The sequence below is a fragment of the Shewanella sp. BJSY2023SW001 genome, from assembly GCF_047314685.1.
Lineage (GTDB): Bacteria > Pseudomonadota > Gammaproteobacteria > Enterobacterales > Shewanellaceae > Shewanella > Shewanella indica.
Map to the genome: position 1 here is coordinate 36,553 of NZ_JBKORF010000007.1, position 19,838 is coordinate 56,390.

The following is a 19,838-nucleotide window of genomic DNA, read 5'->3' on the forward strand; positions in this document are numbered from 1 at the left end:
CGTCAGCCATTTGCCACCCTGAGCATATCAAAGCGAGTGGGTAAAATAGAACTCAGTTGCGCTGCCCCTTGCCTGAGCAGTTGCTCCGTATCCTGCCAATCTATGCAGGCATCTGTGACCGAAACCCCATAATCAAGCTCGGCAAGCGGCTTGTCACAGGCCTGACTACCGGCAAACAGATGGCTTTCCAACATCAAACCTATGATGGAGCGATTGCCCGCCGCTATCTGGTCAAATACATCCCGGCACACAGGCAGTTGCCGCCGATGATCTTTGTTGGAGTTGCCATGACTACAGTCGATAATCAGTCTGGCATTGAGCCCGGCACCATGCAGCTGCCGTTCACACTCAGCCACCGAATCGGCGTCATAGTTGGGGCCAGCACCACCCCGCAGGATCACATGCCCATCCGGGTTACCGGCGGTTTGCAGCAAAGCCACCTGCCCTTGTTGATTGATCCCCATGAATCTGTGACTGCTGGCCGCCGACTTGAGGGCGTTAATGGCCACCCCCAGATTGCCATCCGTACCGTTTTTAAATCCTACCGGCATGGAAAGCCCGGAGGCCATCTCCCTGTGGGTTTGTGACTCTGTGGTTCTGGCGCCTATGGCTGACCAGGTCACCAGCTCGGAAATATATTGCGGACTTATGGGATCCAGCGCTTCAGTGGCAACCGGCAACTCGAGTTCGGCCAGAAACAGCATCAACTCCCGCGCCATCCGCAACCCTTTTTCAATATTGAAGGACTCATCCATATCGGGATCATTGATCATCCCTTTCCAGCCCACAGTCGTTCGGGGCTTTTCAAAATAGACCCGCATCAGGATAAAAAACTGATCCTTGAGCTCGTCATGGAGCTTTTTCAGTTTCAGGGCATATTCCTTGGCCGACTCAATATCGTGAATAGAGCAAGGGCCGGTAACGACCAACACCCGGTTGTCACGCTTGTGAACTATGTCAGAAACCGTCTTGCGAGCGCTGAGAATATAGCGATAGCCGTGATCAGAAAGTGGCAACTGCTGCTTGAGTTCTTCGGGAGTGATGAGGACTTGTTCGGCACTGATGTGCACATTCTCTATGTTACTGGACTGCATTCTGATCACCTGAAATTATTTTGTGCGGCATACCTGAACGCATCACTGTAGCGGTACACCATTACGGCATTACACTATGCCGAGACTGAAGCGGGAGATCAAGGGCGAAATCGGAAAAATTTTCATCTTTATTGCAAAGGAAACAGCAAACGGTTTCAGTTTGTGTTCTGTCTAGGTTTAAATGCCAAGCCTGGCTCACTTGTGGTAACCAACAAAATCGCCAAATCATCAAGCCATGAGGATGACAAAAAGTAAAAATCCACCTTGCTTGGAGGTTTCTTTATCCTGTGTTTGTTGTACCTTCTCGCCAAAGAGAGGCCAGATAAACAAATGCTATTCTCACAAAGCAGAGAAGTCATCGCTCTATCCAGGTTTCAAACAGTACAAAAGACAGTGTAAATGGCATGTCACTCAGCGGAAAGAACAGCAGGTAAGTGTCTGGATTATTGGTGACAATTCAATGCTGAACTTTAATCCACTTACTTCAGCCATTGCAGGTACATCTATTCGATTCCAGTTCGTCAGATCCGTGAGCTATTTTCCATATTACTCCTTTCCCACCTCAAGATGCGCTCCCTCGCCGTACAGCCAATGGCGTCCATGACCGGGCTTAAAGAGGGCTTACAATGGCATCCTACCAACACCAACTGAACTGAACTGAAACGAGTTGGTCACTACAGCCTGACGCACAAAGAAAAGGCGCGTCCTAAGACGCGCCCTATTTACTGCTGTCAGCCATCCCGCTGAGTTGTGCTCCCTGCACCTTCCATGCGTATGAATTTCTTCCTGTGGACACCTTGTCTCAGTGATGACAGCTTCCAAGCCATCTTTTCATCCCTGCTTACAACCATCCTGGTGTCTGCTCAATTCCCTTGAGCCTCCTTGTGGCCTCCTGGCACTCATCTTCCATGTTTGCCCATCCACGAGCGGTGTCGTCCATGAGTTGGGTTTTCCCTTAACCCAAAGGCTGGCATCCCTGAGCCTGTCCTCTACTTCATCCTGAACACTTTCCTTAGCAGACCTTCCTGTCTCAAATGGCCTTTCCTGGCGCGGCAATTTCCTTATTACCGGAAAAAATCTCCTGTGGATCCATCCTGGTGTCTGCTTTCCCTGCGAGCCGTTTCCTTGGCTTTAACTTCCCTGCAATGGTTTCAAGACGTCCTGTCTTGATTGTCATCCATGATTAAAATCCATTTATCAGGCTTCCTTGCAGCTCATCCTTGAATAGGCCTTTCCAAAACGTATCATCCTGACACTTGCCCTTCCTTGGCTGCCACCTTAAACTCCTTGGCGTTGCTTTCCTTGCTGCTCCCTCTTCCTTGGAAGCTCTGTCAAAGCATCCTGCCCTGACCACAACTTAAGTGTACCCAAAGACCCCTATTTGAGATGGTCGATTTTAGAACAGGCTGGGAACAACAAATATTCAGCAGTCACTAATATAAGTCTAATCTCTTGTTTATTAAAAATATTTAATTATTCACCAGTAAGAACAGCCAATAAGGCTTATGTTTATCGCACAGCTTTGTGAGACATGTCTCACATTAGTACTGGTAAATAACCAAAAACACTCAGAAACGACGTTTGCCACTGACAAACTGGGCCAACATGACCCAGTCAGCCATCAAGCTATAGACTGGGTATTGAAAGGTCGCCGGCTTATTGTGTTCAAAACCAAAGTGACCAATCCAAGCAAAGCCATAACCCACCACAGGCAGAGCCAAGAGCCATACAAATTGTCCACTAAGCAAGCTGAATAACAGAAAAAGCAATACCAGGGTCGAACCTAAATAATGCAAACCTCGGCATACGGGATCGGAATGCTGCGACAGGTAGAAAGGATAAAACTCAGCAAAACTCTTGTACTTTTGCTCCATGCTTAACTCCTGTTATTGGTAGACGTCATCATCAGTGTGACTGTGGTAAAAGAGCAACTCTCCTGTTAACAACCCTATATTGAGCTCAACCACAGGTACAAAGCCTTGCTCTCGAAACAGATGAGAATGACCATCCTCGGTCACAAAGACCCCAACTCCTTCCAGCTCCGGCTGCTCATCACACCAACCCAATACCGCCTGGACGAGCAACTTGCCATACCCCTTGTGTTGCTCGGTTAACGCTACTGCGATAAATTGAATAACGCCGTACTCTGTCGCCGGCAGGTGCTCCAGAATTGAATTTTCCTTCTGCATCAACTTCTGCGTCGCCTGCCAGCCCGTCCCCAGCAGCATTTTCAAACGCCAATGCCAATAGCGCCCTTCGCCTTGGGGAAGTGATGAGGTAACCACGCAGGCAACCCCAATCAAGCGCTCAGCGTCGAACAAACCAATAAGGGGCTGCTCCTGTTGCCAAAGTTCATTGAGCTCTTCACGAATTGCGGCCCTGAGCTTTTGTTCATATTCGGCGGCATTGGCAGCCGGCAAGGTCTGCAGAAAAAACGCATCATCGTGATAGGCGTTATAAAGAATTGATGCGGCCAAGCGTAAATCTTCTGCCGTCAGGTAAACGGCACGCAGGGAATCAGAAGTCTGAGTTTCCATTTGTTGTTGTCCTTGTCAGCCAAAAGGGCACTTTCCAATTTAACAATATTGGATCAGAGTACAACATCTTGCTTACCAACTATCACCACAGTTTCTGCCGGCAGCGTATCTATTCAAATTATAGATGGGATTAACTAAGCTCTTGACCTACAACCTTGCATCCAAGCCTTTAGGCGCTCCTGGTGCACAAGCGCCCCCTCCTCAATTTAAAGAAATGGATCTGCTGTTCAATTGATATAAGCTAAGGAAGCAATAATACTTACTTTTTTTATGAAGGCTTGTTCGCCCATCACTCATCACTTGGCAATATGCCGGGATTTCAGGAGGTCAGAATATGGATACCACCCACACAGACTTGGCCCATTTGTTTGAGCAATTGGGACTCCCCAGCGGCAGCAAGGCGATAGAAGGCTTTATCGACGCACATTCTATCCCCGAGGGAGTCAAACTGGTGGATGCACCATTCTGGAATGATGCACAACGCACTTTTTTAACAGAGGCTCTGGCCGAGGACGCCCAATGGTCAGATACCATAGATCATTTGGACGCCCAGCTCAGGCGTTGATTGAAATGAGTTTGAATTACAGCTGCGCGTAAGCCTTATCGCCCCAGCCTATCAGCTGTTGATCGCGAAACACCAAGGGGGTGCACTCATCCTTGGTGGTCTTACCATCACTGTGTCTGTGGCGGGTACGATAAAAGAGCACCTGTACTTGCTGATCATTGGAGAGAAAGGCTTCATTAAAGTCGGCCTGCCCCATGAGCTGCTGCACCTGTTGCTGATCCATCCCCAGGTTCAACTTGGCCAGTTGTTGCTGATTTTGCTGTTGTTGTAATTGCCAGGATTCCCTTTCATCCCAGTTGGCTTCGTGATCACCGACATTGACCACACAAGCACTAAGCCCTAAGCTTGCAATCCCCACTAGTGGCAGTAATAACTTATTCATTGTCACTCCTTGTTATATTTATCAAATGTTGACTTTTGTTAAGCAAATGCAGCAAACGCAATGCAACATGTGGGCCAATAAATAATTTAATAAATATCAAAAAGATAAAAACAAACGCCAGCTGCACTATGTAGCTATTGGCGAAAATGTGAGGTTTTTTACCAAGATGTCCACTCCACTGGAACAGGTCATGGCCGCAGCTGCGGCAGTAGCCCAAAGCGGCCATACTCCCTCTCTGGCATTGATTAAGGCAAGACTCGGCAATAAGTTACCAATGCCCGTGCTGGTTGAAGGACTGCTGCGCTTCAAGTCCCTGCCTGAGAGTGAACGGGAAAAAATGTCTCAAAGCCAACCTCAACAGGATGAAACTGCACCACAGCAAGCAGTGCCCACAGTAGAAGTTCTTCAGCAGGAAATCAGCTGGCTACGCCAGGAACAACAACAACTGAAACAAGAATTCGCGGACTTGCAACAAAGGCTCGCCAAGCTTGAGGAGCAGCAATAATGTTTGTCTGCGAACTCAGGTTTGAATGCTTTGCCAACACCACGATCAGCGCCGCAGAAAAAGCCATCAACACCCTGCTTGAAGCCTGGCGAGCCAATGGTCAGGTATTGGGGCGGGAATTTGCGGTGGCCTTTAGAGACGGGGAGTTCAGAGTCAGGCTGCTGCTGCCGGAAGAAACCAGTCTGGCCAACAGGCATAACAGTCCCTGGGCCAAACAGGCGTTGCAACAGTTAACCGAGGCCAAATTGCTGGCCCCCAAGGAAAAGCTCATAGGTCAGGATATCAATTCCGAGGTCAGCACCCTGGAGCCCCCAAGTTGGCAGCTGCTTTATACCAGCTATGTGCATATGTGCTCGCCACTGCGCAGCGGCGATAACTTGCTACCCATTCCCCTCTACCGTATTCCCGCGACCTTCAACGGCGATCACAAGCGGGTGATCCGTTGGCAAACCGAGTGGCAAGCCTGTGATGAACTGCAGATGGCCGCAGCAACCAAGGCCGAATTTGCCGCCCTTGAGGAGCTTTCCTGCCCGGACAGCGATCTGTTTCGCCGCGGCTGGGATTTGCGTGGCCGTATCGAATATTTGACCAAAATTCCTACCTATTACTACCTTTACCGGGTCGGGGGAGAGAGTAAACAAGCCGAATTGGCCCGTCCCTGCCCCCGCTGCGGCAACCCGGATTGGCGCCAACCCAGCCCGTTACTGGATCTATTTCATTTCCGCTGTGACAACTGCCGGATAGTCTCCAACCTCTCCTGGGATCATCAATAAACTGGGACAATCAATAGCCTAGGATCATCAATAGCAGTGATCATCAATCAATAGTGACTGTGGTAACCCCGACTGTCAGCGGCGGGAAAACAGGTGTTGCCACATAAGCTTCATTCGCGCCCAGAGACCGGGATGGTCGACATCCGCCATGGCCGGCTCCACTGGCTCGACCGCCGGCGCCACTCTGGGGCGCAGCATAACAAGAAACTCTTCCAGGCTGTCTGCCAGCTTCTTTGAGGGAAGCTCACCCGGGACCTCACGCCAGACAGCACCGGTTTCATTATCCACGCAGATCATCTCATCACCTTGCCCCAATAGACCGATAAACCAGGTCGGTGGCTGTTTGAGCTTGCGTTTCATCATCAAATGCCCAATCAGATTCTGCTGCAGAAACTCAAAATCATCCTGACTCCAGGGCTGCAATAGTTCCCCTTCGCCGAAATCGGCTTCAAACAACAGATGCGCGGCAAAAAACTGCCCATAAAACTCGTCGATATCGGCATGCAGCGGCAACTCCAGCGCATGACTGACATTGGCAAAACTGCCTGGCTGTTCACGGCGAATAGTCTGCCACAGTAGTGGATCTTCGCCATCCTCCTGCAGCAAGCAGGGCGAGGCTTCTCCCCTGGCATAATATCTGGGGCCTTCCCCCAGACTCGACTGGTAACTTTGATGATAACGGCTGAGAAATTGCTCCAACGCCTGGGCACAAGACACTTATCGCACTTCCAAATTCAGGTATAATGGTAACCTATTTTGACACGGAAACCCGCTTGATGACACAGAATCACGACCCTTACCGGAACGCTGAAGCCTTATCTGGCCTGACACTGGGTCAGCAGACAGATTATCAAGAGCATTACGCCCCAGAGCTGTTGCAGGGAGTGCCCCGCAAACTCAACCGTGATGCAATCAACCTGAGTGCACCTCTGCCGTTTCAGGGGGCCGATATCTGGACCGGCTATGAGCTCTCCTGGCTCAATGCCAAGGGCAAGCCCATGGTAGCCATCGCCGAGTTCCAGCTGGATCTCAACAGTGAGCATTTAATTGAGTCCAAATCATTCAAGCTCTATCTGAACAGTTTCAATCAAACTCGCTTTGACAGTACTGAAGCCGTCGAGCAGACCCTGACCCAAGATCTGAGCCGCTGTGCCAATGGCGAGGTAAAAGTCAGAGTGATTGAGCCCAAGCACTTCAACAGCCAGAGAGTTGTTGAGCTGCCGGGGCACTGCATTGACGATCTGGATATTGAAGTCAACGTCTATGAGTTCAACCCCAAATGGCTCGAAGAAAGCACAGACGACAAGCAGATAGTCGCCGAGACCTTGAACTCCAACCTGCTTAAGTCCAACTGTTTGATCACCTCACAGCCTGATTGGGGCAGCGTGATGATCCGCTACCAGGGCCCCAAGATAGACAGGGAAAAACTGCTGCGTTATCTGATCTCTTTCCGCCAGCATAACGAGTTCCACGAACAGTGTGTGGAGCGGATATTCACCGATCTGAAGCGTTTCTGCCATTGCAGTAAATTGACCGTCTACGCCCGCTACACCCGCAGAGGTGGATTGGACATCAACCCTTTCCGCAGTGACTTTGAGCACGTGCCGGAAAGCCAACGCCTGGCTAGACAGTAATCGAACATAAAGCGGCTTTAAGGCCGCTTTTTCATTCTTGCGCGTTACCTATTTCAGAGTGCTACTGGCCAAGGTGCCACTGCAATTGCCAGTTGATGGCTGCAGGCGCCCCTATGGTCAGGGCCAATCGATAACCCGGCTCCATATGGCCAAGCCAACTCTGCCATCGGGTGTTTTCCTTAGGCTTTAACAAAAGCCCGCGGCGCATCGAAACAATCTCGGCAGGCCGCTCGGCCGAGCAGGCTTCCCCTGAGCTCAAGTCGAACGCAAACCCATCAAGCGGCTGCGCCAACCCCTTGCCGGTCGCCTTGATATAAGACTCTTTCAAGGCCCAGAGGTCGAAAAACGCCTCTCGCCGCGCGGCATCATCCAGATTTCGTAACTGCTGCAGCTCAAAAGGCGCAAAATAGTGGCGCATCACAGTATCGATAGCCGTGCGCATCCGTAAACGCTCTATATCGACGCCAAGTTGCAACTCAGGAGAAGGATGTTTCAGCAATGCCAACAGCAGCCAATCACCGCTGTGACTGAGGTTAAAATGCAGCTGAGTCTGTTGAAACTGCTCATCACAAAGGCGCGGCTTACCCTGGGGACCATAATCGAAACACCACTCCCGGGCTGCAAGCGGCGCTTGAGTACTCAGGGTCTTTCTCAGCAAGGCGCGGCTTGTTATTGCCCGTTGCTTTACCTCTTTATGGCTTATTCGGGCAAACTTTTCCCGCTCGGCCGGCGCTAGGCACAGCGCCAGATCTTTGAGTTTTAAAGGCTCACTCGGGCGTAAGGGATACAAAAAGAGCTGAACGGCGTTGATGGGAGGCTCCAAAAAACCAAGGGGGAGTAGGCTATTTTGCCCTGGCCTCCCCCTCGGTCTCAAGTGCTAATCATTCATGTTTTGCTGATTCATTTTATCGACATAGGCTCTCGCCTCTTCCCGCTCTCTTTCCCGCTGCTGGGCGGTTGTACAGCGGCGGTTGGGAATATTGCTGCCGGTAACCCTAACCCGATCGCAGCGGTATCCCTGTTCATCGAGTCTTTGTTGACGGGCCGCGTCCTCTGGCGACAACTCGGCGGTCGTGGCACTGGTAGCACTGCAACCGGCGCCGAGTACAGTAAACAAGGCCGCGCTCGCCATTCCCAGTAGATTATTTTTTGTTAAATACACCTGACACTCTCCATTTCTGTTGCTGATGCCAGTTCATCCAGCTGCCCTAAAGGCAGATACCCAGGTTGTAACATAAGCTGCAATATAAGCGGCAACAGATCACAGGGGATTAGGGATAAATAGGTATCAGATATCCATTTTTACAGCACAAAAAACCAAAACAACCAAGTTATATCAATTTAAAAACAAATCAACAACAAGTCATTCCGGACTCATTTGCGAGTAAGAGCCTTAAAACAAAAGCAGGATTTTCAGTCCCAGATGATTGTATCGAGTGGCAGGCACTGGTAATCTGCTTCACCTGTTACTGAAATAACAGCCTGACGCTCAGTATTGTGGAAGTTTGCAACCATAGCAGACAGGCGAGAAAGGAAGCCCAAGGGCCCAGTCCCAGCTGATTATGAAGCAAACTCAAACCGGAAAACGGCGCCATCGCAATGCCACCACCACCCCGGAAATGCGCCGCTTTATCCAGGAGTCGGAGCTCAATGTCAGCCAACTGGCACGGTTACTGAATATCAGTGAAGCAACCGTTCGCAAGTGGCGTAAACGCGAGTCGACCCAGGATCAATCCCATACCCCGCATCATCTGAATACTACCCTGAGCGATATTCAGGAATATGTGGTTGTCGGACTGCGTTGGCAGCTCAAGCTGCCATTGGACAGGCTGTTGCAAGTCACCCAAGAGTTTATCAATCCCCATGTTTCGCGCTCCGGGCTGGCCCGCTGTCTGAAACGCCACGGCGCGTCCCGGCTCGACAATATTGATGCTGCGCACTCGCTGCCGCCGAAACACTTCAATAAGCTGCCGGTCTACAGCGGCAGCAAAATGCAAACCTACACCCTCAACAGCCAAACGCTCGCCGATGCGTTGATGCTGCCCAGTACCGATGAACACACTGTGGTTCAGGTCGAAGCCATGAGTATTCCCATTGGCCAACAGACCCATTCGGTACTCATAGGGATGGATCCCGTCAGCGGCTGGGTCTATGTCGACATCTATCAGGATGACGACACCCACGCCGCCGACCGCTACATAGCCTACGTCCTCAAGCGTGCCCCGTTTGCACTGCGCCGCTTGCTGGTACGCAACTATCATATTTTCCAATCCAGGTTTCCCGCTGCCGCCAAGGCAGGGCGCAAACCCAGGCCGCAACTTGCAGCCACCAATGGAGATGCTCAATGAGCCAAGCACAAGCCTCTCAGATAGACAAACGCCTCAACAAAAGGCTGAAAGACACGCCGATTGCCATAGTCGGCATGGCGAGCCTGTTTGCCGGCAGTCGTTATCTGAACCAGTTTTGGGATCTGATATGCGACAAGATAGATGCCATCACCCAAGTGCCCGCCGACCGCTGGCAAGTGGCAGACTATTTTGACCCCGACAAGAAAGCCGCCGACAAGAGTTACTGCAAGCGCGGCGGCTTTATCCCGGAAGTGGATTTCAACCCCATGGAGTTTGGTCTGCCGCCCAATATCCTCGAACTGACCGACACCTCACAGCTGCTGTCGCTGGTGGTAGCCAAAGAGGTGTTGGAGGATGCAGGTATCCATGAAGGCTCGGACTATGACCGCGACCGCATCGGTATCACCTTGGGGATTGGCGGTGGCCAGAAGATCAGCCAAAGCCTCAATGCCAGGCTGCAATACCCTGTGCTGAAAAAGGTGTTTCGCGAGAGTGGCGTCAGTGAGCAGGACAGCGAAATGCTGATCCGCAAATTCCAGGACCAATATATACACTGGGAGGAAAACTCCTTCCCTGGGTCACTCGGCAATGTTATCGCCGGTCGGATTGCCAACCGTTTCGATCTCGGCGGCATGAACTGTGTGGTCGACGCCGCCTGTGCCGGCTCGCTGGCGGCAATGCGAATGGCGCTCACCGAGCTGACCGAAGGTCGCAGCGATATGATGCTCACCGGAGGCGTCTGCACCGACAACTCTGCCTATATGTACATGAGCTTCTCCAAGACCCCGGCCTTTACCAGCGACGAGCAGATAAAGCCGTTCGACGCCGACTCCCGCGGCATGATGATAGGCGAAGGCATAGGCATGGTGGCGCTGAAACGCCTGGAGGATGCCGAGCGCGACGGTGACCGCATCTATGCGGTGATCAAAGGGGTTGGCGCCTCCAGCGACGGTAAGTTCAAGAGCATTTACGCGCCGCGCCCCGAAGGCCAGGCCAAGGCGCTGCAGCGGGCCTATGATGATGCCGGGTTCCCACCCCATACTCTGGGCCTGATGGAAGCCCACGGCACAGGTACGGCCGCCGGTGATGTGGCCGAATTCAGCGGCCTCAACGCCGTAATGAGCCAGGATAATCCTGAGCTGCAACATATCGCCCTGGGTTCAATCAAGTCACAGGTGGGCCATACCAAGTCGACCGCCGGCACCGCCGGGGTGATCAAGGCGGCATTGGCGCTGCATCACAAGGTGTTGCCGCCCACCATCAATGTGAAGCAGCCCAACCCCAAGATGGCAGTGGAGCAATCGCCCTTCTATCTCAACACTCAAACCCGCCCCTGGATGCCAAGAACCGACGGTACGCCAAGGCGCGCCGCCGTCAGCTCCTTTGGCTTTGGTGGCACCAACTTCCACCTGGTATTGGAAGAGCACAGCCCCGAATTACCCAAGCACCCCTCGCGCCTGAGACGCACGCCTTTGCCGCTGCTGTTTTGCGCACCAGACAAACCGGCGCTAGTTCAAGAGATAAGCGCTCTGCTCAAGACGCTGGAGTCAGATGCCCATGACGACCTTGAAACCCTGTGCGCGCCCTATCGCCTCGGCAGCCAGACACAGGTACAAGGCCCAAGGCTGGGACTGCTTGCCTGCGACACCATAGAGCTGCAGCAAAAGCTGCAACAGGCCTTGAACAAGCTGCAAAGCACGGCTGAAGAACAGCCGCAAAACCGTTGGCAACATCAGGGAGTCGAGTACCGCAGCGCGCCTTTGACTGAGGCCAAGACCGCCGCCCTGTTTGCCGGTCAAGGCAGTCAGTATCTACAGATGGGCTCTGGGCTAACCCAACTCTACCCCGAGCTTCGCGCCGAATTTGCCGCCGCCGACCGTGAGTTTTCCCGCCAGGGCATAGCCGACAAGTACGGCATGGGCCCCTTGTCGGCGCGGGTGTTCCCGATAGCCAAATTCTCGCCCCAGGCCAGCAAAGAGGATGAACTGGCACTGGCCAATACCCGCTTTGCCCAAAGCGCCATTGGCGCCCTCGGCATGGGACAGTTCACTCTGCTTTGCCAGGCCGGATTCCAGGCGGATATGCTGGCCGGTCACAGCTTTGGTGAGCTGTCGGCACTGCGCGCCGCTGGTGCCTTGAGCCGTGAGAGCTATTACGCGCTGGCCTTCGCCCGAGGCGATGCCATGGCCAGTGTCCCCGAAGATAAAGATCCGGGCGCCATGAGCGCCGTTATCCTGCCTTCAGCCGCTGAGCGGAATACTCTCGAGCAACTGCTGCAGACTGAACCCGAGGTGCAGATAGCCAATATCAACAGCCCGGTTCAGCTTGTGATTGCCGGCGCGAGTGAAGCGGTAGCCCGGCTCAACCTCAAGCTGAACGAGGCAGGTTTGCGCGCCATAGCGCTGCCGGTATCCGGTGCCTTCCACACTCCGCTGGTGGCCCATGCGCAGCAACCCTTTGCCGAGGCGATTGCCCGCCAGGGCTTGAGCGATGCGAAAACGCCTCTGTATGTCAATGCCACAGGTGACAAGCTGGCACAGGATGCCGAAAGCCTCAGAGCCAACCTGGAGCAGCATATGCTCAAGCAGGTGCGCTTCAGTGAGCAGATAGAGAGCATGTACCGGGACGGCGCCAGAATATTTGTCGAGTTTGGCCCGAAAAACACCCTGGCCAGGTTGGCGCAAGCCACCTTGGGCGATCGCGCCGCCGAATGCCTGTTCCTCTCGCTGGACAGCCCAAGCTGTATCGATTCACTGGCCGCCGACACTGAGCTGAAGCAAGCCCTTATCAGCCTGGCATTGGCGGGCCTGCCTCTGACAGATCCCGATGCCTATCGCGCCGTACAAACCCAGGCCAAACACAAAGCCTCACCGATGACTATCAAGCTCGGTGCCAGTAACTATATCAGCCCGGCGACCGCCCAGAAGATGGCGGCCTCACTCAAAGAGGGCCGGATCAGTCAACAGACAAAAATAGTCGAGAAAGTCGTGGAAAAAATCGTCGAGATCCCAGTTGCGGCCGCAAGCCAAAACCCGAGTCAACCGAGCCAAGCTACAGCGCCACAAGCTGCAAACGGCCTCCCAGCAAACAGCGGCAGCGGATTACAGCAGTTTTTCAGCGCCCAGCAACAGTTGGCCGAGCTGCATCAGCAGTTTCTGAATATCCCGCTGCAATATGGCAACAGTGTGCAGCAACTGCTCGCCGAGCAAGTAAAACTGGCGACGGCCGGCAAAGCGATTCCTGACAGCCTCAATCAGACCCTGGCCATGTTCCACCAGCACCAGGCCGAGACTTTGAAGATCCACAACGACTTTATTCAGTCGCAAAATCTCGGCGCCCAGCAGTTGTTGCAACAACTTCAGGGCGGTGCTGTGTTACCAAATTCTGTGTTGACCAATGCTGTATTGCCCAATATAGAGCAGGCCCAAGCAGTACCAGTGTCTGTGTCTGTGCCCGTCCAGGCCGCAGCGCCTTTAACTCACGCCGCAGCGCCAGTAAAAGCAGCAAGCACGCCACAGCAACCAAGCCAGGTGCTACAGAGCCGGCCTCAAGCTCCAGCCCCAGCAGTAGCCGAAACCACAGCCAAGCCAAGCACAGGTGTCGAAGAGCTGATGTTGCAAGTGGTGGCCGACAAAACCGGCTACCCCACAGAAATGCTCGAGCTGGGGATGGATATGGAAGCCGATCTCGGTATCGACTCCATCAAGCGGGTGGAAATTCTCGGCACAGTGCAAGATCAATTGCCCAACTTGCCACAATTGGATGCCGCAACTCTAAGTGAATGCCGCACCCTGGGGCAGATAGTCGCTTATCTGCAGCAAAGCGCCGGTGTGAACTCCAGTGTTCAGCCACCCCAGGCTCAATCAAACGCAGCTCAATCAAACACAGCTCATGCAAATCAGAATGATGTCACGGCACTGATGCTGCAGGTGGTGGCCGACAAAACCGGCTACCCCACAGAGATGCTGGAGCTGGGGATGGATATGGAGGCCGATCTCGGTATCGATTCCATCAAGCGGGTGGAAATTCTCGGCACAGTGCAGGATGCCTTGCCTGAGCTGCCACAGTTGGACGCCGCCACCCTAAGCGAATGCCGCACCCTGGGGCAGATTGTCGACTATCTGCAGCAAAGCGCCGGTGTGGATTCAAGCGTTCAGCCTGAGGCAATTCAGCTGAGCCCTGCCCAGTCAAACACAGCTCATGCAAATCAGAATGATGTCACTGCACTGATGCTGCAGGTAGTGGCGGACAAGACCGGCTACCCCACAGAAATGCTCGAGCTGGGGATGGATATGGAGGCCGACCTCGGTATCGACTCCATCAAGCGGGTGGAAATTCTCGGCACAGTGCAGGACCAATTGCCTGAACTGCCACAGCTGGATGCCGCCACCCTAAGCGAATGCCGCACCCTGGGGCAGATTGTCGACTATCTGCAGCAAAGCGCCGGTGTGGATTCAAGCGTTCAGCCTGAGCCAATTCAGCTGAGCCCTGCCCAGTCAAACACAGCTCATGCAAATCAGAATGATGTCACGGCACTGATGCTGCAGGTGGTGGCCGACAAGACCGGCTACCCGGCCGAAATGCTCGAGCTGGGGATGGATATGGAGGCCGATCTTGGTATCGATTCCATCAAGCGGGTGGAAATTCTCGGCACAGTGCAGGACCAATTGCCTGAGCTGCCGCCTCTGGATGCCGCCACCTTAAGCGAATGCCGCACCCTGGGGCAGATAGTCGATTATCTGCAGCAAAGCGCCGGAGTGGATTCAAGCGTGCAACCCGAGCCAATTCAGCCGAGCCCAGCCCTGTCAAACACGGCTCAATCAAACACAACTCAATCAAACACAGCTAGTGATGTGACGGCACTGATGCTGCAAGTGGTGGCCGACAAGACCGGCTACCCCACAGAAATGCTCGAACTGGGGATGGATATGGAGGCCGATCTCGGTATCGATTCCATCAAGCGGGTGGAAATTCTCGGCACAGTGCAGGACCAATTGCCAGAGCTGCCACAGCTGGACGCCGCAAGCTTAAGCGAATGCCGCACCCTGGGGCAGATCATAGATTGTTTTGCCGGTTCAAACGCTGAGCATGCCGCCGAGCCGCTAACCCAAACCGATGAGACGCCAAACACTCAGCCGAGTGTGGCCTTGCCGCCCCATTCGGGAGTCAGCCTAAAAAAGCTGCCGGCGGCAGATAGATTCTCAGGCGCAAGCGCCGAGGCTCTGTTTGCCGCGAACAGCTGTGCGCTGCTGCTCGATGACGGCCACAACGCCGGTGTCCTGGCCAAGAAACTGACAGACAGTGGCATCAATGTCACTCTGGTGCGCCCGGCGGCAACCGATTCGCAATCGGCGCTGGATAGCAAACTGCCAATCCTGACTCTGGCCAGCAATGATGATGCCGGAGTCGAGGCGCTCATCGCCGGGCTCGAACAGCAAGTGGCCATCTATATCCATCTGCAGCCACAACTGCCGCGGGAACAACTCGAAGAGTTGATGCCGCTCAACATCACGGCCAAGACTCAGGTACAACTGAGCTTCCTGTTCGCCAAGCATTTGAGCCCAGCCTGGCAAACGCCGACAAAAGGCCGCCGCGCCTTTATCACTGTGGCGCGTATGGATGGTCAGCTGGGTTTCAGCGGTCAGCCCTGTGAACTGAATCAGAGCGCCCTGTTTGGCTTAACCAAGACCCTGGCGCAGGAATGGCCTCAGGTGCATTGCCGCGCGTTGGATCTTGCTCCTGAGCTTGATGCCTCGGCGCTGGCCTCGCAAGTCATGGATGCGCTCTACAGCCCGAGTCAGGATCCGTTGGAGTGGGGCAAAAGCGCCGCCGGCAGAGTGACCCTGGTAGCGACTTCGGCCGATGACCAGAATGCTGCCGATACAAGCCTGGCGCCATGCAGACTCGATAGTTCAGATAAAATACTGGTGACCGGGGGCGCAAAAGGCGTCACCCTGGACTGTGCCCTGGCGCTGGCCCGCCAAAGTGGCAGTCACTTTATTCTCGCCGGTCGCAGCAAGGCCTTGGCATTGGAAGCATTCCCCGATTGGGCCAAGGGGCTTGAGAGCGGTCAGCTAAAAGCAGCCGCAATCACCGCGCTATTGGCCAAGGGGCAAAAGCCCTCGCCCAAGGAAGTGGAAGCCCTGATAAAACCTCTGGTCAACGCGCTTGAGATACACGCAGCGCTCAAGCGCTTTGAGGCCATAGGTGCCAGCGCCGAATACCTGAGCCTGGATGTCAGTAACCCGGATGCGGTCGCGTCCACACTGGCGCCCATTCAGGCATTGGCGCCTATCAGCGGGCTTATTCACGGCGCCGGGGTGTTGGCCGATAAACACATCGCCGACAAGACCCTCGCCGAACTCGAATTGGTTACAGGCACCAAGGTTGGCGGCCTCTCCGCCTTGCTCAGAGCCTTGGCGCCAAACAAAAAGGCCGCCGAGTACTTAAAACTGTTGGCGCTGTTTTCCTCCGCCGCCGGTTTCTACGGCAACACAGGCCAGAGCGACTACGCCATGGCCAATGAAATCCTCAATAAAACCGCTCATCGGCTGCATCATGAGTTGCCAACCACCCGAGTGATCAGTTTCAACTGGGGCCCCTGGGATGGCGGCATGGTCAATGCGGCGCTGAAGCAGATGTTTGAGTCCCGCGGCGTCTATGTGATCCCAAGAGAAGCCGGTGCCAAGCTGTTTGCCGAGGCGATTCTGGCCCGCTCGGAGCCGCAGCTGTTGATTGGCTCCAGTATGCAAGGCCCGGGGGGCAAACAAGGCCTGAACCACACAGATGTGCCAGAGGCCCAAGCTAGCCCGCAAACCCTGAGTCGCAGCATCAAGCGCCAGGAGCTGGCGCTGCTGAAAGATCACTGCATAGGCGGCAATCCGGTATGGCCGACTGTCTGCGCGCTCCAGTGGATGCTGCAAAGTGCCCAGAGCCTCTTTGGCGGCGATTGGCGCGCCGTGGACTATAAGCTGCTCAAAGGCGTGGTGTTTGACAGTGATGAAAAGCGATTGCAGCTCAGCCTGACGCTGGGAACCGACGGCGAGCTGCAGGCGAGCATCAGCTGTGATGAGCGGCCTCAGTATCAGGCGACCCTGCTGCCGTTAATGCAGCAACCGTTAATGCAGCAGCCCGCCAGTCAGCCACTGGCACATGTTTCTATGCCCGAAACAGGTGAAAGTGGGCCCGAGATCGGCGAAGGTGAGCTCCAAGTGCGTCAAGGCAGTGAGCTTTATCACAGCGGCGCCCTGTTCCATGGCCCGCAGCTGCAGGCCATTACTGAGGTGCTGCAGTTTGACGACCAAGGGCTTAGCTGCCGATACCGGCTACCGGATGCCGCATCGAGCGAAGATCGCGCCCTGATCCAGCAAGACGCACTGCTGCAGGCCATGTTGATCTGGGCCCGGCTCAAATACGATGCCGCCAGCCTGCCCTCTTCCCTGGCGGCGCTCTGGCAAAACGCCCTGCTGCCTGAAAATGACACCGGCCTTATTCGCCTGCAGGTGACCAAGCACTCCAGCCGTCAGCTCAGCGCCGATCTGGCCCTGTTCAACGCCGAGGGCCAACTGCAAACCGGGCTGGAAAATGCCAAGGTCACCATTAGCAAGGGGCTCAATGCCGCCTTTGAACCGGCCAAGGCCGCCACAGGTAATAGAGAAAGGCCTTGAGCAAAGCGATAGGCCCTATGCCTCACATTGGAGTAAAGCCAGCTGAGTCCGCGGCCGAAAAGCCGCTGCGGCTGGCGCTGTGCCTGGTCGAAGAGGAGCAAAGCCTGGCGCCCAAGCTTAGGGCTGCCTTGCGCACTATCGCGTTTGATAGCAATCAGGCTCCCGACTGGCCTTGGCTGGTGGCCGAGGTCAAGGCCGGGGCAAGCCTGAGCCTGGTGCTGCCATCAAAGCAGCGGCTATTGCTGCTAAGCGCAGTCGATGCGGCGCAAGCAAGACTGCATCCACAAGCCTTGCTGCAGGCCTTAAGCCATGGCGCTCACAAGCCGCAGCAGCTTCTTAAGCAGGCCTGGCAGCAGGCAAAACGCCCGGAGATAGAAGAAAGGGACACTCTGTTTCTGGAGCAATCGCTGGAACTTGAGTCGTTATGCCTGCAACTGGAGGCATTTGCCAAGCGGCGCCTGGCGCAGAAAATGGCGGGGTTGCCTTTTCAAGGCAAGTCTCTGGCGCTGGCCAGTAACTCCCCGGCTATGGCGCTGATCCTCAGCCAAGGCACAGCCTTGAGCGGCTCTTATGATAAAACAGCCTTGAGCGGCTCTTGCGATGAAGCAGCCTTGAGCGGTTCTTGTGATAAAACAGCCTTGAGCGGCTCTTATGATAAAACAGCCTTGAGCGGTTCTTGTGATAAAACAGCCTTGAGCGGTTCTTGCGATAAAACAGCCTTGAGCGGTTCTTGTGATGAAACAGCCCTGAGCGACTCTTGCCTGAACAGCTCTGGTGTGAGCGGCTTGGCTTCTGGAAAAGAATCAACTTCTGGCCTTTGCCCCCAAGGAGCGCCCTGGCTTTTACCGCTGACCTTGATTGCCAGCCCAAAGACTCTGCTCAGTGAGGCGCAAACTGCGCTGCAGCAGGCCCAAAGTCGCCTGAGCCAATCGATGAGCACTCATGCTCTGGCGCGCTGGCTGACGGATGAATTAAAAACCCTGGAGCAGAGCTTTTCAGACACAGCACCCGAGGGCGGCGAATACTATTCGCTGGTGCTTATTGGCCGAGATGCCACCGAGCTTATTGCCGAGAGCGAATTGCTCCTGGGTCAGCTTCAAAAAATAACGTCTTTGGCCGAACTGCCAGAGCTTGAGCTTATTACGCCAAATGGCAGCGTTTTTTGCGCCAAGCCACTGGGCCCTGCTCGCCTCTGCTTTGTCTATCCGGGTGTCGGTACGGCTTACCATGGCATGCTCGGCGCCTTAAAACAGGCCTTTCCCAACAGTTATGCCGATTTTGAGGCCGCGGCAACAGCCGAAAATGTCGCCCTATCCACCCTGCTGCCAACAGCCTTGAGCGATGCTTCCAAAGAAACAACCTTGAGCGATAAAGCAGAGGCCGCACCCAGTCCGGCGCCAACAATGACACTCGCCGAGCAGGCCGTTTCCGGGGTCGGCGCCAGTGTGCTGCTGACGCAGATACTGCGGCGGGAGCTCAAGCTCCGCCCAGCCTTTGCCATCGGCTACTCCATGGGCGAAGCGGCCATGTTTGCCGCCAATGGCGTCTGGGACAAGCCTTTTGCTTTGGTTAAACCTACGCTGGAAAGCCGGATTTTCTCGGAGCAGATCTCGGGCGCGCTCACAGCCGTGCGCCAGGAGTGGCAACTCGATGCCAGAGATGCCATCTACTGGAACAGTTTTCTGCTGCGCATTGATGCAGACAGCATCACGCCATTATTGCAAAACCCGGCTTACTCACGGGTCTACCTCGCCATACGTCAGGGGCCAAGCTGCGTGCTGGCCGGGGATGAGGCTCAGTGCCGGGCACTGATAAAGGCCCTTGGCAAACGCGGCGTTGCCGCCAACCGGGTCACCGCCATGCACACACCTGCTGCCCTGCGTGTAAAGCCCGAATTGACCGCTTTTTATGACAGACCACTCTCGGGTGAGCTTGAACAGCCGCAGCCCGTCTATATCAGCGCCGGCAGCGAGCAGTCGCTCAAACCTGCCAGGCTTGAGCGCCAGCAGATAGCCGAGACCATAGCGACTTGTTTCAGCCAGCCACTCAATCTGGAGTCGCTACTGCAAAGAGCCCGAAAACATGGCGCGCAGCTGTTTCTGGAGGTCGGCGCCGACAGCCAAACCAGCAGCATTATCCAGGCGATGGCCGGAAAACAGCTCTCCAGCGATATCAAGGCCTTTGGCTGCGATCGCAAGCATAGCGGCGCCGCCGACAACAAAGCATTACTCAAGGCCCTGGCTCGACTCATCAGCCACAGGGTCCCACTGGCCACAGCGGCGCTGTATCCACAGCTTGCCCGGCCCGATAAACTTAGTGACGTGAGAAAGTGA

Annotated in this window: 14 protein-coding genes; 7 read left to right on the forward strand and 7 right to left on the reverse strand. The window is 54.7% G+C overall.

The window, feature by feature from the left end; genetic code table 11:
* Window positions 1-2: 2 nt before the first annotated feature.
* The 3 genes from ACMHXH_RS00880 to ACMHXH_RS00890 form a co-directional block, all read right to left on the reverse strand.
* Window positions 3-1,094, reverse strand: a complete 1,092-nt coding sequence (locus ACMHXH_RS00880; RefSeq protein WP_025887857.1) for a 3-deoxy-7-phosphoheptulonate synthase — start codon at window positions 1,092-1,094, stop codon at window positions 3-5.
* Between the two features lie 1,568 nt (window positions 1,095-2,662).
* Window positions 2,663-2,968 (reverse strand): DUF962 domain-containing protein, encoded by a 306-nt coding sequence (locus ACMHXH_RS00885; RefSeq protein ID WP_039034222.1) that lies wholly within the window; start codon window positions 2,966-2,968, stop codon window positions 2,663-2,665.
* Window positions 2,969-2,980: 12 nt separating this feature from the next.
* Window positions 2,981-3,631: a GNAT family N-acetyltransferase gene (locus ACMHXH_RS00890; protein ID WP_039034221.1), complete on the reverse strand. Its 651-nt coding sequence runs from the start codon at window positions 3,629-3,631 to the stop codon at window positions 2,981-2,983.
* A gap of 334 nt (window positions 3,632-3,965) precedes the next feature.
* Between ACMHXH_RS00890 and ACMHXH_RS00895 the strand changes: the two genes are divergently transcribed.
* Window positions 3,966-4,196: a DUF2789 domain-containing protein gene (locus tag ACMHXH_RS00895; protein ID WP_039034220.1), complete on the forward strand. Its 231-nt coding sequence runs from the start codon at window positions 3,966-3,968 to the stop codon at window positions 4,194-4,196.
* 16 nt (window positions 4,197-4,212) lie between these two features.
* Here ACMHXH_RS00895 and ACMHXH_RS00900 read toward each other — a convergent pair whose 3' ends face one another.
* Window positions 4,213-4,578 carry a DUF3192 domain-containing protein gene (locus ACMHXH_RS00900; protein ID WP_039034219.1) on the reverse strand — a complete coding sequence of 122 codons (366 nt, stop codon included), beginning with the start codon at window positions 4,576-4,578 and terminating at the stop codon, window positions 4,213-4,215.
* Window positions 4,579-4,744: 166 nt separating this feature from the next.
* Between ACMHXH_RS00900 and ACMHXH_RS00905 the strand changes: the two genes are divergently transcribed.
* The gene (locus ACMHXH_RS00905) at window positions 4,745-5,083 is read left to right on the forward strand and encodes a hypothetical protein (protein WP_039034218.1); all 339 of its coding nucleotides are present in this window, start codon (window positions 4,745-4,747) and stop codon (window positions 5,081-5,083) included.
* A complete protein-coding gene (locus ACMHXH_RS00910) occupies window positions 5,083-5,856 on the forward strand; it encodes a Zn-ribbon-containing protein (RefSeq protein ID WP_101095209.1) in 774 nt (257 codons plus the stop codon). Before ACMHXH_RS00905 ends, ACMHXH_RS00910 begins: the two co-directional genes overlap by 1 nt.
* Before the next feature lie 75 nt (window positions 5,857-5,931).
* On the opposite strand, the gene syd is transcribed toward ACMHXH_RS00910, so the two are convergent.
* Complete coding sequence (gene syd, locus ACMHXH_RS00915) at window positions 5,932-6,573, reverse strand: SecY-interacting protein (RefSeq protein WP_039034216.1); 642 nt, start codon at window positions 6,571-6,573, stop codon at window positions 5,932-5,934.
* Between the two features lie 59 nt (window positions 6,574-6,632).
* Between syd and queF the strand changes: the two genes are divergently transcribed.
* A complete protein-coding gene (queF, locus tag ACMHXH_RS00920) occupies window positions 6,633-7,490 on the forward strand; it encodes an NADPH-dependent 7-cyano-7-deazaguanine reductase QueF (protein ID WP_200887990.1) in 858 nt (285 codons plus the stop codon).
* Between the two features lie 61 nt (window positions 7,491-7,551).
* Here the strand turns inward: queF and ACMHXH_RS00925 are convergent, their stop codons facing one another.
* Both ACMHXH_RS00925 and ACMHXH_RS00930 read right to left on the reverse strand, forming a co-directional pair.
* Window positions 7,552-8,280, reverse strand: a complete 729-nt coding sequence (locus tag ACMHXH_RS00925) for a 4'-phosphopantetheinyl transferase family protein (protein WP_335912417.1) — start codon at window positions 8,278-8,280, stop codon at window positions 7,552-7,554.
* Between the two features lie 87 nt (window positions 8,281-8,367).
* A complete protein-coding gene (locus ACMHXH_RS00930; RefSeq protein ID WP_335912416.1) occupies window positions 8,368-8,652 on the reverse strand; it encodes a hypothetical protein in 285 nt (94 codons plus the stop codon).
* A gap of 400 nt (window positions 8,653-9,052) precedes the next feature.
* On the opposite strand from ACMHXH_RS00930, the gene ACMHXH_RS00935 reads away from it, so the two are divergent.
* From ACMHXH_RS00935 to ACMHXH_RS00945, 3 genes are read left to right on the forward strand one after another with little or no spacing between them, the layout of a single operon-like run.
* Window positions 9,053-9,838 carry a helix-turn-helix domain-containing protein gene (locus ACMHXH_RS00935; RefSeq protein WP_039034214.1) on the forward strand — a complete coding sequence of 262 codons (786 nt, stop codon included), beginning with the start codon at window positions 9,053-9,055 and terminating at the stop codon, window positions 9,836-9,838.
* Window positions 9,835-17,505, forward strand: coding sequence for an SDR family NAD(P)-dependent oxidoreductase (locus ACMHXH_RS00940; RefSeq protein ID WP_335912415.1), 7,671 nt, complete (start codon window positions 9,835-9,837; stop codon window positions 17,503-17,505). The genes ACMHXH_RS00935 and ACMHXH_RS00940 overlap by 4 nt, the downstream gene beginning before the upstream one ends.
* Window positions 17,502-19,838 carry a PfaB family protein gene (locus ACMHXH_RS00945; protein ID WP_335912414.1) on the forward strand — a complete coding sequence of 779 codons (2,337 nt, stop codon included), beginning with the start codon at window positions 17,502-17,504 and terminating at the stop codon, window positions 19,836-19,838. The genes ACMHXH_RS00940 and ACMHXH_RS00945 overlap by 4 nt, the downstream gene beginning before the upstream one ends.

Coding starts and splice junctions, on each gene's coding strand:
- ACMHXH_RS00900 (WP_039034219.1), bottom strand. CDS start 4,578: ATGAATAAGTTATTACTGCCACTAGTGGGGATTGCAAGCTTAGGGCTT.
- queF (WP_200887990.1), top strand. CDS start 6,633: ATGACACAGAATCACGACCCTTACCGGAACGCTGAAGCCTTATCTGGC.
- ACMHXH_RS00940 (WP_335912415.1), top strand. CDS start 9,835: ATGAGCCAAGCACAAGCCTCTCAGATAGACAAACGCCTCAACAAAAGG.
- ACMHXH_RS00905 (WP_039034218.1), top strand. CDS start 4,745: ATGTCCACTCCACTGGAACAGGTCATGGCCGCAGCTGCGGCAGTAGCC.
- ACMHXH_RS00880 (WP_025887857.1), bottom strand. CDS start 1,094: ATGCAGTCCAGTAACATAGAGAATGTGCACATCAGTGCCGAACAAGTC.
- ACMHXH_RS00895 (WP_039034220.1), top strand. CDS start 3,966: ATGGATACCACCCACACAGACTTGGCCCATTTGTTTGAGCAATTGGGA.
- ACMHXH_RS00885 (WP_039034222.1), bottom strand. CDS start 2,968: ATGGAGCAAAAGTACAAGAGTTTTGCTGAGTTTTATCCTTTCTACCTG.
- ACMHXH_RS00935 (WP_039034214.1), top strand. CDS start 9,053: ATGAAGCAAACTCAAACCGGAAAACGGCGCCATCGCAATGCCACCACC.
- ACMHXH_RS00910 (WP_101095209.1), top strand. CDS start 5,083: ATGTTTGTCTGCGAACTCAGGTTTGAATGCTTTGCCAACACCACGATC.
- ACMHXH_RS00890 (WP_039034221.1), bottom strand. CDS start 3,631: ATGGAAACTCAGACTTCTGATTCCCTGCGTGCCGTTTACCTGACGGCA.